Origin of the sequence: Halomonas ramblicola, assembly GCF_030409215.1 — a bacterium.
In the GTDB taxonomy this organism is placed as follows: Bacteria; Pseudomonadota; Gammaproteobacteria; order Pseudomonadales; family Halomonadaceae; genus Halomonas; species Halomonas ramblicola.
Genome location: NZ_JAUFPL010000001.1, coordinates 51,693 through 69,793, shown reverse-complemented (window position 1 = coordinate 69,793; position 18,101 = coordinate 51,693). Strand labels below are relative to the sequence as shown.

General features: G+C 70.0%; 17 protein-coding genes. 12 read left to right on the top strand and 5 right to left on the bottom strand.

Annotation, left to right across the window (positions count from 1 at the left end):
• The first annotated feature begins 43 nt into the window (after positions 1 to 43).
• Both ilvD and QWY80_RS00305 read left to right on the top strand, forming a co-directional pair.
• On the top strand, positions 44 to 1,888 hold the full coding sequence (gene ilvD, locus QWY80_RS00310) for a dihydroxy-acid dehydratase (RefSeq protein ID WP_290228674.1): 1,845 nt from the start codon (positions 44 to 46) through the stop codon (positions 1,886 to 1,888).
• Positions 1,889 to 2,044: 156 nt separating this feature from the next.
• On the top strand, positions 2,045 to 3,139 hold the full coding sequence (locus tag QWY80_RS00305; protein ID WP_290228673.1) for an oxidoreductase: 1,095 nt from the start codon (positions 2,045 to 2,047) through the stop codon (positions 3,137 to 3,139).
• 42 nt (positions 3,140 to 3,181) lie between these two features.
• Here QWY80_RS00305 and nudE read toward each other — a convergent pair whose 3' ends face one another.
• Positions 3,182 to 3,763: an ADP compounds hydrolase NudE gene (nudE, locus tag QWY80_RS00300; protein ID WP_290228672.1), complete on the bottom strand. Its 582-nt coding sequence runs from the start codon at positions 3,761 to 3,763 to the stop codon at positions 3,182 to 3,184.
• A 77-nt stretch (positions 3,764 to 3,840) separates the two neighbouring features.
• Here nudE and yrfG point away from each other — a divergent pair, with 77 nt between their 5' ends.
• Positions 3,841 to 4,539 (top strand): GMP/IMP nucleotidase, encoded by a 699-nt coding sequence (gene yrfG, locus QWY80_RS00295; RefSeq protein WP_290228671.1) that lies wholly within the window; start codon positions 3,841 to 3,843, stop codon positions 4,537 to 4,539.
• Positions 4,532 to 4,918 carry a ribosome-associated heat shock protein Hsp15 gene (gene hslR / locus QWY80_RS00290; protein WP_290228670.1) on the top strand — a complete coding sequence of 129 codons (387 nt, stop codon included), beginning with the start codon at positions 4,532 to 4,534 and terminating at the stop codon, positions 4,916 to 4,918. The genes yrfG and hslR overlap by 8 nt, the downstream gene beginning before the upstream one ends.
• A gap of 92 nt (positions 4,919 to 5,010) precedes the next feature.
• On the opposite strand, the gene QWY80_RS00285 is transcribed toward hslR, so the two are convergent.
• Both QWY80_RS00285 and QWY80_RS00280 read right to left on the bottom strand, forming a co-directional pair.
• Complete coding sequence (locus QWY80_RS00285; RefSeq protein ID WP_435389185.1) at positions 5,011 to 5,124, bottom strand: DUF188 domain-containing protein; 114 nt, start codon at positions 5,122 to 5,124, stop codon at positions 5,011 to 5,013.
• Positions 5,125 to 5,174: 50 nt separating this feature from the next.
• Positions 5,175 to 5,624 carry a YaiI/YqxD family protein gene (locus QWY80_RS00280; RefSeq protein WP_290228669.1) on the bottom strand — a complete coding sequence of 150 codons (450 nt, stop codon included), beginning with the start codon at positions 5,622 to 5,624 and terminating at the stop codon, positions 5,175 to 5,177.
• A gap of 429 nt (positions 5,625 to 6,053) precedes the next feature.
• Between QWY80_RS00280 and QWY80_RS00275 the strand changes: the two genes are divergently transcribed.
• The gene (locus tag QWY80_RS00275) at positions 6,054 to 7,748 is read left to right on the top strand and encodes a DEAD/DEAH box helicase (protein ID WP_290228668.1); all 1,695 of its coding nucleotides are present in this window, start codon (positions 6,054 to 6,056) and stop codon (positions 7,746 to 7,748) included.
• Positions 7,749 to 7,823: 75 nt separating this feature from the next.
• Here the strand turns inward: QWY80_RS00275 and QWY80_RS00270 are convergent, their stop codons facing one another.
• Positions 7,824 to 9,041 (bottom strand): ROK family transcriptional regulator, encoded by a 1,218-nt coding sequence (locus tag QWY80_RS00270; RefSeq protein WP_290228667.1) that lies wholly within the window; start codon positions 9,039 to 9,041, stop codon positions 7,824 to 7,826.
• 260 nt (positions 9,042 to 9,301) lie between these two features.
• Between QWY80_RS00270 and QWY80_RS00265 the strand changes: the two genes are divergently transcribed.
• The 7 genes from QWY80_RS00265 (at position 9,302) to QWY80_RS00235 (ending at position 16,818) form a co-directional block, all read left to right on the top strand.
• Positions 9,302 to 10,072, top strand: coding sequence for an SDR family NAD(P)-dependent oxidoreductase (locus tag QWY80_RS00265; protein ID WP_290228666.1), 771 nt, complete (start codon positions 9,302 to 9,304; stop codon positions 10,070 to 10,072).
• Positions 10,072 to 11,601 carry a sugar ABC transporter ATP-binding protein gene (locus QWY80_RS00260; RefSeq protein ID WP_290228665.1) on the top strand — a complete coding sequence of 510 codons (1,530 nt, stop codon included), beginning with the start codon at positions 10,072 to 10,074 and terminating at the stop codon, positions 11,599 to 11,601. The genes QWY80_RS00265 and QWY80_RS00260 overlap by 1 nt, the downstream gene beginning before the upstream one ends.
• The gene (locus QWY80_RS00255; protein WP_290228664.1) at positions 11,582 to 12,601 is read left to right on the top strand and encodes an ABC transporter permease; all 1,020 of its coding nucleotides are present in this window, start codon (positions 11,582 to 11,584) and stop codon (positions 12,599 to 12,601) included. The genes QWY80_RS00260 and QWY80_RS00255 overlap by 20 nt, the downstream gene beginning before the upstream one ends.
• 48 nt (positions 12,602 to 12,649) lie before the next feature.
• Positions 12,650 to 13,603 (top strand): ABC transporter substrate-binding protein, encoded by a 954-nt coding sequence (locus tag QWY80_RS00250; protein WP_290228663.1) that lies wholly within the window; start codon positions 12,650 to 12,652, stop codon positions 13,601 to 13,603.
• 71 nt (positions 13,604 to 13,674) lie between these two features.
• Positions 13,675 to 14,730, top strand: coding sequence for a sugar phosphate isomerase/epimerase family protein (locus QWY80_RS00245; protein ID WP_290228662.1), 1,056 nt, complete (start codon positions 13,675 to 13,677; stop codon positions 14,728 to 14,730).
• 35 nt (positions 14,731 to 14,765) lie between these two features.
• Positions 14,766 to 15,926, top strand: coding sequence for a Gfo/Idh/MocA family protein (locus tag QWY80_RS00240; RefSeq protein WP_290228660.1), 1,161 nt, complete (start codon positions 14,766 to 14,768; stop codon positions 15,924 to 15,926).
• Positions 15,927 to 15,936: 10 nt separating this feature from the next.
• Complete coding sequence (locus QWY80_RS00235) at positions 15,937 to 16,818, top strand: aldose 1-epimerase (RefSeq protein WP_290228659.1); 882 nt, start codon at positions 15,937 to 15,939, stop codon at positions 16,816 to 16,818.
• Between the two features lie 18 nt (positions 16,819 to 16,836).
• Here QWY80_RS00235 and argE read toward each other — a convergent pair whose 3' ends face one another.
• Positions 16,837 to 17,991 carry an acetylornithine deacetylase gene (gene argE / locus QWY80_RS00230; RefSeq protein ID WP_290228658.1) on the bottom strand — a complete coding sequence of 385 codons (1,155 nt, stop codon included), beginning with the start codon at positions 17,989 to 17,991 and terminating at the stop codon, positions 16,837 to 16,839.
• Positions 17,992 to 18,101 lie beyond the last annotated feature (110 nt).

Here is an 18,101-nt window from a genome sequence, read left to right as displayed (position 1 = left end):
AGCCGCCCGCGCGACAGGGCGGCCGCAATGAGAAGAGGACACCATGCCCGAGTATCGCTCCCGCACCACCACCGCCGGTCGTAACATGGCCGGCGCCCGCGCCCTGTGGCGCGCCACCGGCATGCAGGACGACGACTTCCACAAGCCGATCATCGCCGTGGCCAACTCCTTCACCCAGTTCGTGCCCGGCCACGTGCACCTGAAGGACATGGGGCAGCTGGTGGCCCGGGAGATCGAGAAGGCCGGCGGGGTGGCCAAGGAGTTCAACACCATCGCCGTGGACGACGGCATCGCCATGGGCCACGACGGCATGCTCTACTCGCTGCCCAGCCGCGACCTGATCGCCGACAGCGTCGAGTACATGGTCAACGCCCACTGCGCCGACGCCCTGGTGTGCATCTCCAACTGCGACAAGATCACCCCCGGAATGCTGATGGCCGCCATGCGCCTGAACATTCCGGTGATCTTCGTCTCCGGCGGGCCCATGGAGGCCGGCAAGACCAAGCTGCTCGACCACGGCCTCGACCTGGTGGACGCCATGGTGATGGCCGCCGACGACAGCGTCGACGACGCCACCCTGGCGGAAGTCGAGCGCAGCGCCTGTCCTACCTGCGGCTCCTGCTCGGGCATGTTCACCGCCAACTCCATGAACTGCCTGATGGAAGCCCTGGGCCTGGCGCTGCCGGGCAATGGCACCGTGGTGGCCACCCACGCCGACCGCCGCCGCCTGTTCGAGACCGCCGGTCACCGCATCGTCGAGCTGGCCAAGCGTTACTACGAAGGCGAGGAGGCCCACCTGCTGCCCCGGGCCATCGGCGCCAAGGCGGCGTTCAAGAACGCCATGACCCTGGACATCGCCATGGGCGGCTCCACCAATACCATCCTGCACCTGCTGGCCGCCGCCCAGGAGGCCGGGGTCGACTTCGACATGACCGACATCGACCGCCTGTCGCGGGAGGTGCCGCAGCTGTGCAAGGTGGCGCCCAACACCCAGAAGTACCATATCGAGGACGTGCACCGCGCCGGCGGCATCATGGCCATCCTCGGCGAGCTGGACCGCGCCGGGGTCCTCGACACCCGGGTGCCCACCGTCTACGGCGACAGCCTCGAGGCGGCGCTGGACGAGTGGGACATCATGCGCTCGCCCGGCCCCGAGGTGGTGGAGTTCTTCAAGGCCGGCCCCGGCGGCATCCCCACCCAGACCGCCTTCTCCCAGAGCGCCCGCTGGCCGAGCCTCGACGGCGACCGCGCCACCGGCTGCATCCGCGACCTGGAGCACGCCTTCTCCCGGGAGGGCGGCCTGGCCGTGCTCAAGGGCAACATCGCCGAGGATGGCTGCGTGGTGAAGAGCGCCGGCGTCGACGAGTCGATCCTGGTCTTCGAGGGCCCGGCCCATGTGGTGGAGTCCCAGGACCAGGCGGTGGAGCACATCCTGGGGGGCCAGGTGAAGGAGGGCGACGTGGTGGTTATCCGCTACGAGGGCCCCAAGGGCGGCCCGGGCATGCAGGAGATGCTCTACCCGACCTCCTATCTCAAGTCCAAGGGGCTGGGCAAGGCCTGCGCACTGCTCACCGACGGGCGCTTCTCCGGCGGCACCTCGGGGCTGTCCATCGGCCACGTCTCCCCGGAGGCCGCCGCCGGCGGCGCCATCGGCCTGGTGGAGCCGGGCGACATCATCCAGATCGATATCCCCAACCGGGCGATCAACGTCAAGCTTAGCGACGCGGAGCTGGCCAAGCGACGCGAGAGCATGGAGGCGAAGGGCGCACACGCCTGGAAGCCGAGCATCCAGCGCGACCGCAGGGTCTCGGCGGCGCTCAAGGCCTATGCGCTGCTCGCCACCTCCGCCGACAAGGGCGCGGTGCGCGACCTCACCAAGCTCGACTGAGTCGGCAAGCGGCCGGTGTCTCGGCACTGCATCAAGGCAAGTTAAGCTCGATTAATCGTCTCGAGTTCTTCATCCTTACCTTCCTGACAAGGGATTCGCAGGCCGGAGAATACCGGTCTGCGAGTCATGGATGTGAAGCAAGCAGACGGATTTCCTATGAAGACGCAGACCCTGAACGTGGGCCTGGTCGGCTACGGCATGGCCGCCAAGACGTTTCATGCCCCTTTGATCAAGGCGGCTCCCAGGCTGGAACTGATGACGGTAGTCAGTTCCAATCGCGACAAGGTATTGGCCGATTGGCCCGAGGTGGAGGTGGTCGACAACCTCAGCGAGTTGCTCGAGGATCGCCTCATCGACCTGGTGGTCATCGCCACGCCCAACGAACAGCACTTTCCCATGGCCAAGGCGGCGCTGACCGCCGGCAAGCACGTGGTGATCGACAAGCCGATGACGGTGTCGCTGTCCGAGGCGCGTACGCTCAGGGCCCAGGCCGACCGCTCCGAACTGATGCTCAGCGTGTTCCAGAATCGCCGCTGGGACAGCGACTTCCTCACCGTGCGCCAGTTGCTCGACGAGGGCCATCTGGGGCGGCTGGTGTCCTTCACCTCGCGCTTCGATCGTTATCGGCCCCGGGTCACCGATCGCTGGCGTGAACGCAACAAGCCCGGTGGCGGCATCTGGTATGACCTGGGCCCCCATCTGCTGGATCAGGCTCGGGAGCTGTTCGGCATGCCGCGGGCCATCCTGCTGGAGCAGGGCACGGTGCGGGATGGTTCCCAGGTCGATGACGAATTCGTCGCCATGCTCGAGTACGACCGGCTGCGGGTGACCCTGCAGGCCAGTACCCTGGTCGCGGAACCCAGCCCGCGCTTCCTGCTGCACGGGACGCAGGGCAGCTATTCGACCTACGGGCTCGATCCCCAGGAAGCCTGGTTGAAGCAAGGGCTCGAGCCGTACGATGACTGGGGCGTGGATCCCGAGCCGGGCTGGCTCACCCTCAACGAGGGGACCGACGAAAGCCCCGACTTGGTCACCCGCGAGTACCCTTCGGTACCGGGCGACTATCCGGCGTATTACGCTCGCATCACCGAGGCGCTGCTGCTCAAGGGCGGACAGCCGCCGGTCTCCGGTGAGGACGGCGTGGACATCATGACCCTGCTCGAGGCCGGCCGTGACAGCTATCGCCAGGGACGCTGGGTGCGCCTGAAGGAAGGCAACAGCAACCTGAGGCGGCTGCACGGCATACGCTGAGCCCGCCTGCGTGACGACGCCGCCGTCCGGGGGCGTCGGCGATTACCACACCCGAGGCGGGTCGGCCTCCGCGCGCAACCGCTCCCGGGCGATGTAGAGGGCGGCGATGGCCCGCGCCTCATGGAAGTCCTCCCGGGCGAGCAGGGCGGGCAGTTCGTCGATGGCGTGGGTCTCGACGATCAGTGGCTCCGGCTCGTCGCCCGGCAGGCGTCTCGGGTAGAGCTCGCTGGCCAGCAGTACCTGCATGCGGTGGCGCATGTAGTTGGGGGCCAGCGACAGCTCCACCAGCGGCTCGATGCGGCTCGCCCCGAAGCCGCACTCTTCCATCAGCTCGCGATTGGCGGCACCGACGATATCCTCGCCGGGGTCCACCAGGCCCTTGGGCAGGGTCAGCACATAGTCCTCGAAGCCCGCGGCGTACTCGCGAATCAGCAGCACGTGCTCGGGGTCCGGCATGGCGACGATCATCACCGCGCCCTGGTCGCTGCCGGTGAGGCGCTCGAAGGTGCGCTCCGCGCCGTTGGAGAAGCGCAGGTCGAGGGCCTCCACATGAAAGAGGCGGCTCCTGGCCACCGAGCGGCGGTCGAGCACCTGGGGTTTCTGGGGCCAGCTGGGCGAGGACATGACGGAGCTCCGTTTCCTGGAAAGTGGCGGCGCCTGATACAATATCACCTACCGCAAGCCACGACCCGGGAATCGCGATGATCGACTGGCGCGCCATCGACACCGTCCTGCTGGACATGGACGGCACCCTGCTGGACCTCCACTTCGACAGCCACTTCTGGCTGGAACACCTGCCGCGGCGCTACGTGGAGCTGCACCAACTCGACGAGGCCACCCAGGAGGCGGTGCGCTCGCGCGTGCTCCACGAGCAGGGCACCCTGAACTGGTACAGCCTGGCCTACTGGAGCCGCGAGCTGGACCTGGACATCGTGGCGCTGAAGCGCGAGATCCAGCACCTCATCGGCCTGCGCGGCGATGCCCTGGACTTCCTGAAGTGGCTCAAGCAGGCCCACCCGCGGGTGGTACTGGCCACCAACGCCGACCGCGAGAGCCTCGAGCTCAAGCTGCCGCTCACCGGGCTGGAGGAGTACGTGGACGCCATCGTCTCCTCGGCGGACCTCGGCGTGCCCAAGGAGGACCAGGAGTTCTGGTTCGCCCTCCAGGAGGTGGAGGACTTCGACCCCGCCCGCACCCTGTTCATCGACGACAACCCGCGGGTGCTGGAGAGCGCCCGGGAATTCGGCATCCGCTACCTGCTGGGCATCCAGCAGCCCGACAGCACCAAGCCCGAGCGCGAGCTGGAGGAGTTCATCGCCCTCCAGCGCTTCGCGGCCATCCTCCCCGGCAACGAACCGCCGCTGGCGCCCGAGGCGGAGGAGGGCGGCGTCCATGGATAGCGTGCGCCTCGACAAGTGGCTGTGGGCCGCGCGGTTCTTCAAGACCCGGGGGCTCGCCAAGAAGGCCATCGAGGGGGGCAAGGTCCACTACAACGGCGCCCGGGCCAAGACCAGCAAGGCCGTGGAGGTGGGCGCCATCGTCCGCGTGCCCCAGGGCTGGGACATTTGGGAGGTGGAGGTGCTGGCGCTCTCCGAGCAGCGCCGCGGCGCCCCCGAGGCCCGCGCCCTCTACCAGGAGACCCCGGAGAGCGTCGCGCGCCGCGAGCGCGAGGCCGAGGCGCGCCGCCTCACCAACCAGGCCATGCAGCACCCGATCAAGCGCCCCGACAAGAAGCAGCGCCGCGCGATCCAGCGCTTCCAGCGTCAGCGTGGGGAGTAGGTAGGGGCGGGGTTGCCAGGCGTCGATGGTCAAGTCGTAAGAGGGCAGCTCCGCTGCGCGACTGGCGCCGTCAGGCGCCTGGCGGGGTCGCCTTATCTCTTCTTCGCCAGCCACCGATCCAGCGCATTGGCGAACTCCCGCCGGTCGCCGTCGGAATAACCTTTCGGCCCGCCGGTGTGCTCGCCGCTGGCGCGCATGGTTTCCATGCGGATCTTGTATCAGCCGCATCTGCACCCGGGTGCAGATGCGGCATGGATCAGGCGTTTTTCGCTAGCCATCTATCCAGCGCATTGGCGAACTCCCGCCGGTCGCCGTCGGAGTAGCCCTTGGGCCCGCCGGTGTGCTCGCCGCTGGCGCGCATGGTTTCCATGAAATCCCGCATCTGCACCCGCGCGCGGATGTTGTTGGCGTCGAGCGCCTCGCCGCGGGTGGTCATCACCGCCGCCTGGCGCTCGATGGCCGCCATGGCCAGCGGCAGGTCCGAGGTGATCAAGAGGTCGCCGGCGGCGATGCGTTCGACGATCTCGTCGTCGGCGGCGTCGAAGCCGTGGCTCACCGACAGCGCCTTCACCCACTTCGAGCGCGGCAGCGGCACCGCATGGTTGGCCACGAAGCAGGCCGGGGTTGCGGTGCGCTCGGCGGCGCGCACGATGATCTCGCGGGCCGCCTTGGGGCAGGCGTCGGCATCGACCCAGAGGGTGGGCATGGCGGTTCTCCTGGAGGAAACGGGGAGGCGGTCGTCGAAAAGGCTGGCCAGGGGCAGGGGGCGATGGTAGCATGCGCGCTCCTCGCATGTGTTGACCCCACCATCATGTACGACGCCACCGCCGCTCAGGCCGTGTGGGCGCCGCAACGCCAGGTCCGGCCACGAACAGGTCGCACCGCACGCGTTCGAATTGTGTAGATGGAGCGCCATCGAGATCCCGCCACCCGGGCGAGATCGGCGCAGACGGTCGCCACAGCGGTCCTTGCCGCCATCGCCGATGGCGCGGATCCAATGCCAGGTGCGACCGGCGTCCCCGACTCCGATGTCCCGTGCTGCCCATGATCGGATGCAGCGCGCCTGACCGTATGCCATGCGTCAGGGACGCCATTGAATTTCTGCCGGTGATCCCGGCCTACCAAGGTGTGATTGATGACCTCTTCCTCCGTCGCCTCGCCGAGTTTCGGCGATCTTGCCCTGCTGCCTGCCGTTCTCTCCGCCGTGGAGACCCTGGGCTACCAGACCCCGTCCCCCATCCAGGCCGAGACCATCCCGGCCCTGCTGGAAGGGCGCGACATGCTGGGCCAGGCCCAGACCGGTACCGGCAAGACCGCGGCCTTCGCCCTGCCGCTGCTCTCGCGCCTCGACCTGAGTCGCCGCGAACCCCAGGTGCTGGTGCTGGCGCCGACCCGCGAGTTGGCCCAGCAGGTGGCCGTCTCCTTCAGCAAGTACGGCCAGAACCTCCAGGGCCTGGAAGTGGCCATCCTGTGCGGCGGCATGGAATACCGCGACCAGCTGCAGGCGCTCAAGCGCGGCGCCCAGGTGGTGGTGGGCACCCCCGGCCGGGTCATCGATCACCTGGATCGCGGCAGCCTCAAGCTCGAGGGCCTGAATGCCCTGGTGCTCGACGAGGCCGACGAGATGCTGCGCATGGGCTTCATCGACGACGTCAAGCGCGTGGTCGCCGACACCCCCCAGGACGCCCAGCGGGTATTCTTCTCCGCCACCCTGCCGGCCGAGATCGAGCGCATCGTCAACCGCTACCTGGTCGACCCGGTGAAGGTGGCCATCGAATCGCGCACCACCACCGGCGAGAACATCGAGCAGCGCCTGGTGCGCGTCGACGGCGGCGCCAAGCTGGAGGCGCTGGCACGCATCCTCGAGGTGGAGCCGGTGGACGGCGCCATCGTCTTCGTGCGCACCCGTGCCGCCTGCACCACCCTGATGGAACAGCTGTCCGCGCGAGGCCTGAACGTGGCCAGTCTATCCGGCGACCTCGACCAGAGCCTGCGCGAGCGCACCATCCAGCGTCTCAAGCGCGGCAAGATCGACGTGCTGATCGCCACCGACGTGGCCGCCCGTGGCCTCGACGTGCCGCGCCTCACCCACGTCATCAACTACGACCTGCCCCAGGATGCCGAGGCCTACACCCACCGCATCGGCCGTACCGGCCGCGCCGGGCGTACCGGCATCGCCATCACCTTCGCCGGCTTCCGCGAGGGCCGCAAGGTGGGCTGGATGGAGCAGGCCACCGGCCAGAAGATGACCGAGATGGCGCTGCCCGACGAGGCCGCCATCCGCGCCCACCGCGACGAGGTCTTCCACCACAAGGTGGTGGCCGCCCTGACCGCCGGTGCCGAGGAGCAGAGTGCCCTGGTGGAGCGCCTGGTGGCCGAGGGTTACGACCCCATCGAGCTGGCCTGCGCCTTCGCCCGCCTGGCCCGCGCCGACGAGGCGCCCATCGGTCGCCTGCAGGCGCCGCGCAAGGAGCGTGCCCCGCGTGACGGCAAGCCGCCGAACCGCGAGCGCGGTCCCAGCGAGGGCATGATTCGCTACCGCGTCTCCGTCGGCCACAAGGACGGTGTCAAGCCCGGCCAACTGGTCGGCGCCCTGGCCAACGAGGGCGGCATCGAGGGCAACCGCATCGGGCGCATCGACATCCGCAACGCCTTCTCCGTGGTCGAGCTGCCCAGTAGCCTGCCGTCCAGCATCCTGGCCAAGATGGCCCGCGCCCGGGTCGCCGGCCGCCCGCTGGAGATCAGCGAGGATCGCGGCGCCCCCGAGCGCGCCCCGCGCCGCCGCCGTGACGACGGCGAGGCGCCGATCCGCCGCCGCGAACGGGCCTGAGTGACGCCGGGTTCGCCCGGCCGTCCGCTCCATGCACGACGCCCCCGCACCCCCTGGTGCGGGGGCGTCGTCGTGTCAGGCCTGCAGCTTGCCGGCCAGCAGCGCCGGGTCGGTGGCCTCCAGGATCATGCCGATGCCGCCGAGGCAGGTCATGTCGCGGTCCCAGTGGTGGGTGGCCAGGCGGCTCGCGCCCACCAGCTCGGGGACCAAGGCCTCGTCGATGGCCGCCTCCAGGGCGGGCCGCATGGCCGCATAGCCGCGCACCCCCGAGCCGGTGAGCAGCACCAGGTCGGGGTTGAACAGGGCCAGCACGTTGGCGATGCCGTAGCCCAGGGCGCGCCCCGCCTTGTGGTAGATCTGGCGGGCCACGGGGTCGCCCTGCTCGGCGAGACGCACCAGGGCCTGCATCTGCTCTTCCGAGGGATGGGCGCTGTCGCCCGGCGGCAGCGGCAGCAGGGCATGGGCCTCGCGGTAGAGGGCGTAGTCGCTGGCATAGGCCTCGATGCAGCCGCGCCGGCCGCAGGCGCACAGGGCGCCGCCGGGCTCGAACTTGCTGTGGCCGATCTCGGCGGCCGAGCCGCCAGTGCCGAGGAACGGCTTGCCCTCGATCCGCACCGACATGCCGATGCCGTAGCCCAGCATGATCACCGCCAGGTTGGGGGCGTCGGCGTAGGCCGGCTGGCGGGCCAGCATGCTGGCGATGCAGTTGGCGTCGTTCTCCAGCAGTACCGGGCAGCCGAAGCGCTCGGCGAGGGGGGCGGCCAGCGGGGCGTTGCGGAAGCGCAGCGCCGGCGACCAGACGAGGGTGCCACTGGTCGGCGACACCACGCCCTGCACGGCGAGGCAGATGCCGCCCAGGCGCGGCGGCTCGCCCGGCAGGGCGCTGGCGGCCGCGCGGACCCGCTCCTCGAGGACGTCGCACAGCGCCTCGGGGGTCAGGCTGGCGGTGGTCAGCGAGCGGGTCTCGGCGTGGCGCACCTGGCCGGTGAAGTCGCCCACCACCACCTGCACCTCGTTGAGCGACAGCTTGACGCAGACCACCCGGGCCGCCTCCGGCTCGAGGCGGATCAGCGTCTTGGGACGCCCCCGTCCGCCGGGGCGGTGGGGCTCGGCGGGCAGCTCGGTGACCAGGCCGTGGCGCAGCAGCTCGGCGGTGATCGCCGTCACCGTGGCCGAGCTGATGCCGTTCACGGCGCCGAGATCGACGCGAGCCATGGGCCCCCGGGCGCGAAGGGCGCCGAGGATGGCGAGGGTGTTGTCCTGCCGAACGGCATCGGGGGCGAGGCTGGTCATGGCGCTGTCCACATCGAATTATTTTGTTCGCTAAATTATATCAGCGCATATTCGCCAGGAATGCCAACCCTGAGGCGTCGATCCTGGCTGCCGAGGGCATTTTTGGCCGCCTCGCGCGGCGGGATAAGCGGATCCAGTGCGCCATTGTTTGACTAAAGTAGCATCTGCGGTGATTTATTTTGGTGTCTAAAGTAAATCCTGAGTCGGCTCAGGCCATGCCTGCAACCACACTCGCCCACAACAACAAAAGGGTGATGCCCATGACAGATCCTTCCGCGCGCTACCCCAGCCTCGAGGATCGCGTGGTCTTCGTCACCGGCGGCGGTAGCGGCATCGGCGCCGCCCTGGTGAGCGCCTTCCACCGCCAGGGGGCGCGGGTCGCCTTCGTCGACATCGACGACGCGGCCAGCCGGCGCCTGTGCCGGGAACTCGAGCAGCAGGGCGGTCGGGCCCCGCTGTATCGGCACTGCGACATCCGCGACGTCGCCGCGCTGCGGGCCGCCCTCGACGAGGCGGGCGAGGCGCTGGGGCCGATCCGCACCCTGGTCAACAACGCCGCCAATGACGAGCGCCACGACTGGCGCGAGCTGAGTGTCAACGACTGGGACGAGCGCATGTCGCTCAACCTGCGGCCGATGTTCTTCGCCATCCAGGCCGTGGCCGAGCGCATGGCGGCGGCCGGCGGCGGCTCGATCATCAACTTCGGCTCGATCAGCGTACAGAACGCCATCGGCCACCTCTCCGCCTACGTCACCGCCAAGGCGGGGGTGCACGGCCTGACCCGCAGCCTGGCCCGCGACCTGGGTCCTCACAACATCCGCGTCAACACCGTGGTGCCTGGCTGCATCCTCACCCCGCGCCAGCTCGAGCGCTGGATCGGCCCCGAGGACGAGGCGCGCATCCAGGAGCACCAGTGCCTCAAGGTGCGCCTGCTGCCCGAGCACGTGGCGCCCACCGTGCTGTTCCTGGCCGCCGACGACAGCGCCCAGCTGACCGGTGCCGCCATCCCGGTCGACGGAGGGTGGGGCTGATGAGCCATGAACGCGCCGCCGTGCTCGAGGCGTGCGGCATCGACCGCGCCTTCGGCGGTAACCAGGTGCTGTTCGGCATCGACCTGGCGCTGCACCCCGGCGAGGTACACGCCCTGCTGGGCGAGAACGGCGCCGGCAAGTCCACCCTGGTCAAGATACTCGCCGGCTACCTGCCGCCCAGCGCCGGCGAGGTACGACTCGACGGCGCGCCGCGGCGCCTGCGCGGCAGCGGCGAGGCGGAGGCCGAGGGCATCGTGATGATCCACCAGGAGCTGGCGCTGGCCGGGCAGCTGACGGTGGAGGAGAACATCTTCCTGGGCCGCGAGCTGCGCCGCGGCCCCTTCCTCGATCGCCGGGCCATGCGCGAGCGCTGCCGCGAGGCGCTGTCCGAGCTGGAGACCCGCGTCGATCCCCGCGCCCGGGTCAAGGACCTGTCGACCTCCGACCAGCAGATGGTGGAGATCGCCAAGGCGGTGACCCGCGACGTGCGCGTGCTGATCATGGACGAGCCCACCGCCAGCCTGACCGAACACGAGGTCGAGGTGCTCTTCGCCCTGGTCGACCGGCTGCGCCGGCGCGGCGTGGCGATCCTCTACATCTCCCACAAGTTGCGCGAGATCGAGCGCATCGCCGACCGCGTCACCGTGCTGCGCGATGGCCAGCGCATCGATACCGGCCCGGTGGCGGGGCGCCGCAAGGAGGACCTGGCGCGGCTGATGGTGGGGCGCGAGATCACCGAGATGTACCCCGAGCGCACGCCGGTCGCCGCCGATGCGCCGATCGTGCTGGAGGCCCGCGACATCGAGGTGCCCGGGGCGGTGCGCCGGGCCAGTTTCAGCCTGCGCCGCGGCGAGGTGCTGGGCTTCGGCGGCGTGGTGGGCGCCGGGCGGACGGCGCTCATCGAGGCGCTGCTGGGCCTGCGGCCCCGCACGGGCGGCGAGGTGCGCCGCCACGGCCGCCCGGTGACCCTGCGCCACCTGGGCGACGCCGTGCGCGAGCGCATCGCTTACCTCACCGAGGATCGCAAGGGCAAGGGGCTGGTGCTCAACATGGGCCTGCGCCCCAACTTCACCCTGCTCAACCTGCGCGCCTACTGCCGCCCGCTGATCGACCGCCGCCGCGAGGAGCAGGCCTTCCGCGAGGCCATCGAGCGCTTCGACATCCGCCTGCGCACCGCGGTACGCAACGCCGGCGAGCTCTCCGGCGGCAACCAGCAGAAGCTGCTGCTGGCCAAGGTCATGTCCATCGATCCCGAGATCGTCATCATCAACGAGCCGACCCGTGGCATCGACGTGGGCACCAAGCAGGAGATCTATCGATTCATCCGCGGGCTCACCGATGCCGGCCGCTCGGTGATCCTGATCTCCTCGGAGATGCCCGAGTTGATCGGCCTGGCGCACCGGGTCGCGGTGATGTGCGCCGGCGAGCTGACCGGCATTCTCGAGGGCGAGCGGATCAACGAACACGAAATCATGCAGTACGCATCCGGCATCAAGGGGGGAGCAGTGGATGAACGACGTCGTGCCTGAGCGCAAGGCCCCGCCGTCCGGCGCCGGGGGATTCTCCCTGGATCTCAAGACCTGGGGGCCCTTCATCGCCCTGCTCGCCCTGGCGCTGCTGGGGGTGCTGATCAATCCCGCCTTCCTGGGGCTGGACAACCTCGCCAACATGCTCACCCGCAGCGCCTTCATCGGCATCATCGCCGTGGGCGCCACCTTCGTCATCACCGCCGGCGGCCTGGACCTCTCGGTGGGCTCCATGGCGGCCTTCATCGCCGGGGTGATGATCATCCTGATGAACGGCCTGGTGGAGCAGTTCGGTGCCGGCCTGACCACGGTGCTGCTGGGCGTCGGCGCCTCGCTGATCCTGGGCGTCGGCGCCGGCTTCATCAACGGCATCGTCACCACCAAGGGCAGGATCGAGGCGTTCATCGTCACCCTGGGCACCATGGGCATCTACCGCTCGCTGGTCACCTACCTGGCCGACGGCGGCACCCTGACCCTGGACTGGGACGTCCGCGACATCTATCGCCCGGTCTACTACGACAGCCTGCTGGGGGTGCCCATCCCGGTGCTGGTGTTCCTGCTGGTCGCCGTGGCGGGCTACGTGCTGCTCAACCACACCCGCTTCGGGCGCTACTGCTTCGCCATCGGCTCCAACGAGAAGGTGGCCGAGTACAGCGCCATCCACGTCGATCGCATCAAGACCCTGACCTATGTGCTGCAGGGGGTCTGCGTCGCCGTGGCGACCATCATCTACGTGCCGCGGCTGGGCTCGGCGTCGGGCGCTACCGGGGTGCTCTGGGAACTCGAGGCGATCGCCGCGGTGATCATCGGCGGCACCGTGCTCAAGGGCGGCCACGGCCGCATCTGGGGCACGGTGGTGGGCGCCATCATGCTGACCATGATCGGCAACATCCTCAACCTCACCGACGCCATCTCCAACTATCTCAACGGTACGGTGCAGGGGATCATCATCATCGTGGCGGTCTACCTGCAGCGCGCATCGTGGAGGAAGACGGGGCCCTGAGCCCCGCCAGCACCGGCAGCGACAACAAGCACAAGCGGAGGAACGACCATGCCACGCATCAAGCAGTCACTTCTCGCCCTGGCCGTCTCGGCGGCCGTCGGCGTGCCGGCCGCCGCCACGGCGCAGGAGATCACCATCGGGGTCTCGATTCCCGCGGCGACCCACGGCTGGACGGGCGGCGTCAACTTCCACGCCGAGCAGGCCAAGGAGCGCCTCGAGGCGCTCTATCCCGACATCGAGATCACCATCTCCACCGCCGGCGATCCCGGCGAGCAGGCCAACGACCTCGAGGACCTGGTGTCGCAGCGCGACATCGACGCCCTGGTGGTGCTGCCCTTCGAGTCCGGGCCGCTCACCGACCCGGTGCGGCGGGTGAAAGAGGAGGGTGTCTTCGTCACCGTGGTCGACCGCGGCCTCGACCAGGAGGGCATCGAGGACCTCTACGTGGCCGGCAACAACCACGAGCTGGGGCGCGTCTCCGGCGAGTACATCCGCGAGCGCCTCGACGGCGAGGGCGAGATCGTGGTGCTGCGCGGCATCCCCACGGTGATCGACGACGAGCGCGTGCAGGGCTTCCAGGAGGCCATCGAGGGCAGCGACATCGAGATCCTCGACATGCAGCACGCCAACTGGAACCGCGACGACGGCTTCGAGGTGATGCAGGACTTCCTGGCCCGCTTCGACGACATCGACGCCGTCTGGGCCCAGGACGACGACATCGCCCTGGGGGTGATCGAGGCGGTGCGCCAGGCCGAGCGCGAGGACGAGCTGTTCATCGTCGGCGGCGCCGGCATGAAGGACATCATCGAGCGGGTGATGGAGGGCGACGACCTGGTACCGGTGGACGTGCTCTATCCGCCGGCGATGATCGCCACCGCCATGGACCTCACCGTGCAGCACTACGTCTCCAACGGCCCGGTGGTCGGCGAGTACATCCTCGGCTCGCCGCTGATCACCCAGGAGAACGCCGAAGAGTACTACTACCCCGACTCGCCGTTCTGAGGGGCGGGCGCGGCGGCACCGGCGGTGCCGCCGACGTCCGACGTTCGTGACACCGGCATGAGAGGTTCGACATGAAGACCATCAAGGGACCGGCGCTCTTCCTGGCGCAGTTCGCCGGCGACGAGGCCCCGTTCAACAGCCTGGAGCGCATCGCCGCCTGGGCAGCGGGCCTCGGCTACGAGGGCGTGCAGCTGCCCAGCTGGGACGCGCGCCTGATCGACCTGAAGCAGGCGGCGGAGAGCCAGACCTACTGCGACGAGATCCAGGGCACCCTGGCCGAGCACGGCCTGGCGCTCACCGAGCTCTCCACCCACCTGCAGGGCCAACTGGTCGCCGTGCATCCGGCCTACGACGAGATGTTCGACGGCTTCGCGGTGCCCGAGGTGCGCGGCAACCCCAAGGCCCGCCAGGCCTGGGCGGTGGAGCAGTTGCACCTGGCGGCGCGCGCCTCGCGCAACCTGGGGCTGACCGACCACGGCACCTTCTCCGGCGCCCTGGCCTGGCCCTTCGTCTACCCCTGGCCGCAGCGCCCGGCGGGGCTGATCGACGGCGCCTTCGACGAGCTGGCCAGGCGCTGGCGGCCGATCCTCGATGCCTTCGACGAGGCGGGGGTGAACCTCTGCTACGAGATCCACCCCGGCGAGGACCTGCACGACGGCATCACCTACGAGATGTTCCTGGAACGCGTCGGCCAGCATCCGCGCTGCCACATCCTCTACGACCCCAGCCACCTGATCCTGCAGCAGCTCGACTACCGCGGCTTCCTCGACGTCTACCGCGAGCGCATCCAGATGTTTCACGTCAAGGACGCCGAGTTCCTGCCCAGCCCCAAACAGGGCGTCTACTCCGGCTACCAGGGCTGGACGCAACGCGCCGGACGCTTCCGCTCGCTGGGCGACGGCCAGGTGGACTTCAAGCACCTCTTCTCGTGGATGGCAGCCAACGACTACCATGGCTGGGCGGTGCTCGAGTGGGAGTGTTGCCTCAAGCACCCCGAGGCAGGGGCCAGGGAGGGGGCCGCCTTCATCCGCGACCACATCATCGAGGTCACCGAGCGCGCCTTCGACGACTTCGCCGACTCGGGCACCGACGAGGCCGCCAACCGGCGCATCCTGGGACTGGACTGACCCGCATACTCGATGGACAGAGGAGAGCCACAGACATGACCCAACACGACAGCCCGCGCCGCCTGCGCCTGGGCATGGTCGGCGGCGGCCAGGGCGCCTTCATCGGCGGTGTGCATCGCATCGCCGCGCGCCTGGACGACCACTACGAGCTGGTGGCCGGGGCCTTCGCCTCGGACCCCGAGCGCAGCCGCGCCTCGGCGGCGGCGCTGCACGTCGCCGAGGCGCGCGCCTACCCCGACTACCGCACCATGGCCGAGGCCGAGCGGGCCCGCGACGACGGCATCGACGTGGTGGCCATCGTCACCCCCAACCACCTGCACTTCGAGGTGGCCAGGACCTTCCTCGAGGCGGGCATCGACGTCATCTGCGACAAGCCGATGACCACCGACCTGGGCGATGCCCGGCAGCTCCAGCAGCTGGTCGAGTCGAGCGGGCGCTTCTTCGGCCTGACCCACAACTACAGCGGCTACTCGCTGATCCGCCAGGCCCGCGACATGGTCGCCGCCGGCGAGCTCGGCGAGTTGCGCGTGGTGCAGGTCGAGTACCCCCAGGACTGGCTGGCCACCCGCGTCGAGGCCTCCGGCGTCAAGCAGGCCGAGTGGCGCACCGACCCCCAGCGCAGCGGCCCGGCCGGCTGCCTGGGCGACATCGGCACCCACGCCTACCACCTGGTGCGCTTCGTCACCGGCCTCGAGGTCGAGGCCCTGGCCGCCGACCTGCACACCTTCGTCGAGGGCCGCGCCCTGGACGACAACGTGCACATGCTGCTGCGCTTCAGGGGCGGCGCCCGTGGCATGCTGTGGTCGAGCCAGGTGGCGCCGGGCAACGAGAACGGCCTGCGGCTGCGCGTCTACGGCAGCCGCGGCGGCCTGGAGTGGCGCCAGGAGGAGCCCAACGAGCTGCTCCATACGCCTCAGGGCGAGCCGCCGCGCCGCCTGACCCGCCACGGCCCCGGCCTGGGCGAGGCGGCCATGGCCGCCGTGCGCATCCCGCCGGGTCACCCCGAGGGCTACCTGGAGGCTTTCGCCCAGCTCTACAGTGACTTCGCCGCCCACCTGCGGGCGCGCCGCGGCGGGCCCGCCGTCGCCGACCACCAGCGCGACGTCCCCGGCGTGGCCGATGGCGTCGACGGCGTGCTGTTCATCACCCGCGCGCTGGAGTCCGCCCGAGAGGGCGGCATCTGGGTGAGCCTGTGAGGCGGGGGCGATGAGCGTACGGCTGCGCAACGCCGCGCTGCAACTGGAGGTGCTGCCCGAGCTGGGCGGCTGCGTGATGCGCTTCGACGCCCTGACGCCACACGGCCCCGAACCGCTGTTCCGTCCCGGCGAGGCGGCCGGCCGAGATCCCAACGGCATGGGGCTCTATCCGCTGGTGCCCTGGTCGAACCGCATCGCCGGCGGCGGCTTCCGCTGGCGCGGGCGGCGCTACGACCTGCCCGCCAACCTGGCCGGCGAGCCGCTGCCCATCCACGGCGACGGCTGGCAGCGGCCCTGGGAGGTGGTGGCCGCCGCGGAGACCGAGCTGCGCCTCGCCCTGCACTCGGCCGGGCAGCCGCCGTTCGACTACCGCGCAGAGCTCGGCTACCGCCTGGAGGGGGAGTGCCTGGCGATCGAGCTGACGGTGACCCACCTGGGGGAGGGCCCGGTGCCCTACGGCGTGGGGCTGCATCCCTGGCTGCCGCGCACCCCCGACGCCACCCTCGAGGCCCCGGCCAAGGGCGTCTGGGAGGTGGACGACGCCCAGTTGCCGACCCACTGGCGGCCCCTCGACGCCGACGATCCCTGGTGCTTCGCCGCGGGGCGTGGGCTACCCGCCAGCCCCATCGACAACCTCTTCACCGGCTGGCGGGGCCGGGCCCGCATCGCCTGGCCGTCGCGGGGGCTGGCGCTGGAGGTGGAGGGCGAGCCGCCCGGCGAGCGCTACCTGGTCTACTCGCCCGGCGCGGAGGCCGACTTCTTCTGCTTCGAGCCGGTCTCCCACGACGTGGACGCCCATCACTTCGCCGACCCGCTGGTCCACGGGCTGGTAGAACTGGGGCCAGGGGAGCGGCTGGCCCGTGCCTGGCGCTTCCGCCTGGCAGAGGCCTGACCAGCGTGCCCCGGCACTCTACTTTCGTTGCAGGCGCTCGCCCAGTGACGCCATGAAGCGCGCGCCGGCCGCCAACTGCTCGTGTTCGAGGTACTCGTCGGGCTGGTGGGCCTGACTGATGCTGCCCGGGCCGCAGATCACCGTGGGCAGGCCCGCGCGCTGGAACTGGCCGGCCTCGGTGGCGTAGGCCACCGCCCCGGCGGGCGCCTCGCCGAGCAGGTCGCGACACAACGCCAGCACCTCGGCGTTGTTGTCGTCGGCCAGCGCCGGCACCGTGGTGTTGAGCGCCTCGGTGACGATACTCGCCTCCGGCGCCCGGCGGCGCATCTCCGCCTCCAGCTCGGTGGCATAGGCGTCGACCCGGCCGCGCAGCTCCTCGTAACGGTCGCTCGGCAGGTGGCGGATCTCCCACTCGAAGGTGCACTCCCGGGCCATGATGTTGATCGCCGTGCCGCCGGCGATCTTGCCCACGTGCAGGCTCGAGTGGACCACGTTGAAGGCCTCGTCGACGCGCCCCTCGGCGCGCAGCTCGGCCATCACCTCCTCGATCCTCGTCACCAGCCGGGCCGCCACATGGATCGCCGAGACCCCCTGGTTGACCTGGCTGGAGTGGGCCTCGCGGCCGGTGACGGTGGTGCGCAGGTTGGTGGCGCCCTTGTGGGCGACCACCGGGGCCATCAGGGTCGGCTCGCCGACGATCACCGCCGCCGGGCGCGGGTGATCGGCCATCAGGCGCTCGATCATGCGCGGCGCGCCGATACAGCCCACCTCCTCGTCGTAGGAGAGGGCCAGCCATAGCGGCCTCGTGAACTCCTGCTCGACCCACCTGGGGACTTCGGCCAGGGCGCAGGCGATAAAGCCCTTCATGTCGCAGGTCCCCCGCCCGTAGAGCCTGCCGTCGCCGCCATCGACCAGGGTGAAGGGATCCGTCGCCCAGGGCTGACCGTCCACCGGCACCACGTCGGTGTGGCCGGAGAGCACCACGCCCCCGGCCACGTTCGGGCCGAGGCGCGCCAGCAGGTTGGCCTTGCGGCCGTCGTCGCTCTCGATGCGCCAGTGCGTGACGCCGTGGTCGTCGAGCCAGGCCTCGACCCACTCGATCAATGCCAGGTTGGAGTCGCGGGACACGGTGGCGAAGCCCACCAGGCGGTCAAGCATCTCGGCGGCGGTCATGGGGCAATCCTCGGTCGGTTCTCTGGGGCAACCCTAACACGCCGCTCCCCGGCGCGTGAGCATGGCAGGCGGCGGCTGGCGTATGCTGGGAGGGAGTGACGAATCGGGGA

Coding starts and splice junctions, on each gene's coding strand:
- ilvD (WP_290228674.1), top strand. CDS start 44: ATGCCCGAGTATCGCTCCCGCACCACCACCGCCGGTCGTAACATGGCC.
- QWY80_RS00305 (WP_290228673.1), top strand. CDS start 2,045: ATGAAGACGCAGACCCTGAACGTGGGCCTGGTCGGCTACGGCATGGCC.
- nudE (WP_290228672.1), bottom strand. CDS start 3,763: ATGTCCTCGCCCAGCTGGCCCCAGAAACCCCAGGTGCTCGACCGCCGC.
- yrfG (WP_290228671.1), top strand. CDS start 3,841: ATGATCGACTGGCGCGCCATCGACACCGTCCTGCTGGACATGGACGGC.
- hslR (WP_290228670.1), top strand. CDS start 4,532: ATGGATAGCGTGCGCCTCGACAAGTGGCTGTGGGCCGCGCGGTTCTTC.
- QWY80_RS00285 (WP_435389185.1), bottom strand. CDS start 5,124: ATGGAAACCATGCGCGCCAGCGGCGAGCACACCGGCGGGCCGAAAGGT.
- QWY80_RS00280 (WP_290228669.1), bottom strand. CDS start 5,624: ATGCCCACCCTCTGGGTCGATGCCGACGCCTGCCCCAAGGCGGCCCGC.
- QWY80_RS00275 (WP_290228668.1), top strand. CDS start 6,054: ATGACCTCTTCCTCCGTCGCCTCGCCGAGTTTCGGCGATCTTGCCCTG.
- QWY80_RS00270 (WP_290228667.1), bottom strand. CDS start 9,041: ATGACCAGCCTCGCCCCCGATGCCGTTCGGCAGGACAACACCCTCGCC.
- QWY80_RS00265 (WP_290228666.1), top strand. CDS start 9,302: ATGACAGATCCTTCCGCGCGCTACCCCAGCCTCGAGGATCGCGTGGTC.
- QWY80_RS00260 (WP_290228665.1), top strand. CDS start 10,072: ATGAGCCATGAACGCGCCGCCGTGCTCGAGGCGTGCGGCATCGACCGC.
- QWY80_RS00255 (WP_290228664.1), top strand. CDS start 11,582: ATGAACGACGTCGTGCCTGAGCGCAAGGCCCCGCCGTCCGGCGCCGGG.
- QWY80_RS00250 (WP_290228663.1), top strand. CDS start 12,650: ATGCCACGCATCAAGCAGTCACTTCTCGCCCTGGCCGTCTCGGCGGCC.
- QWY80_RS00245 (WP_290228662.1), top strand. CDS start 13,675: ATGAAGACCATCAAGGGACCGGCGCTCTTCCTGGCGCAGTTCGCCGGC.
- QWY80_RS00240 (WP_290228660.1), top strand. CDS start 14,766: ATGACCCAACACGACAGCCCGCGCCGCCTGCGCCTGGGCATGGTCGGC.
- QWY80_RS00235 (WP_290228659.1), top strand. CDS start 15,937: ATGAGCGTACGGCTGCGCAACGCCGCGCTGCAACTGGAGGTGCTGCCC.
- argE (WP_290228658.1), bottom strand. CDS start 17,991: ATGACCGCCGCCGAGATGCTTGACCGCCTGGTGGGCTTCGCCACCGTG.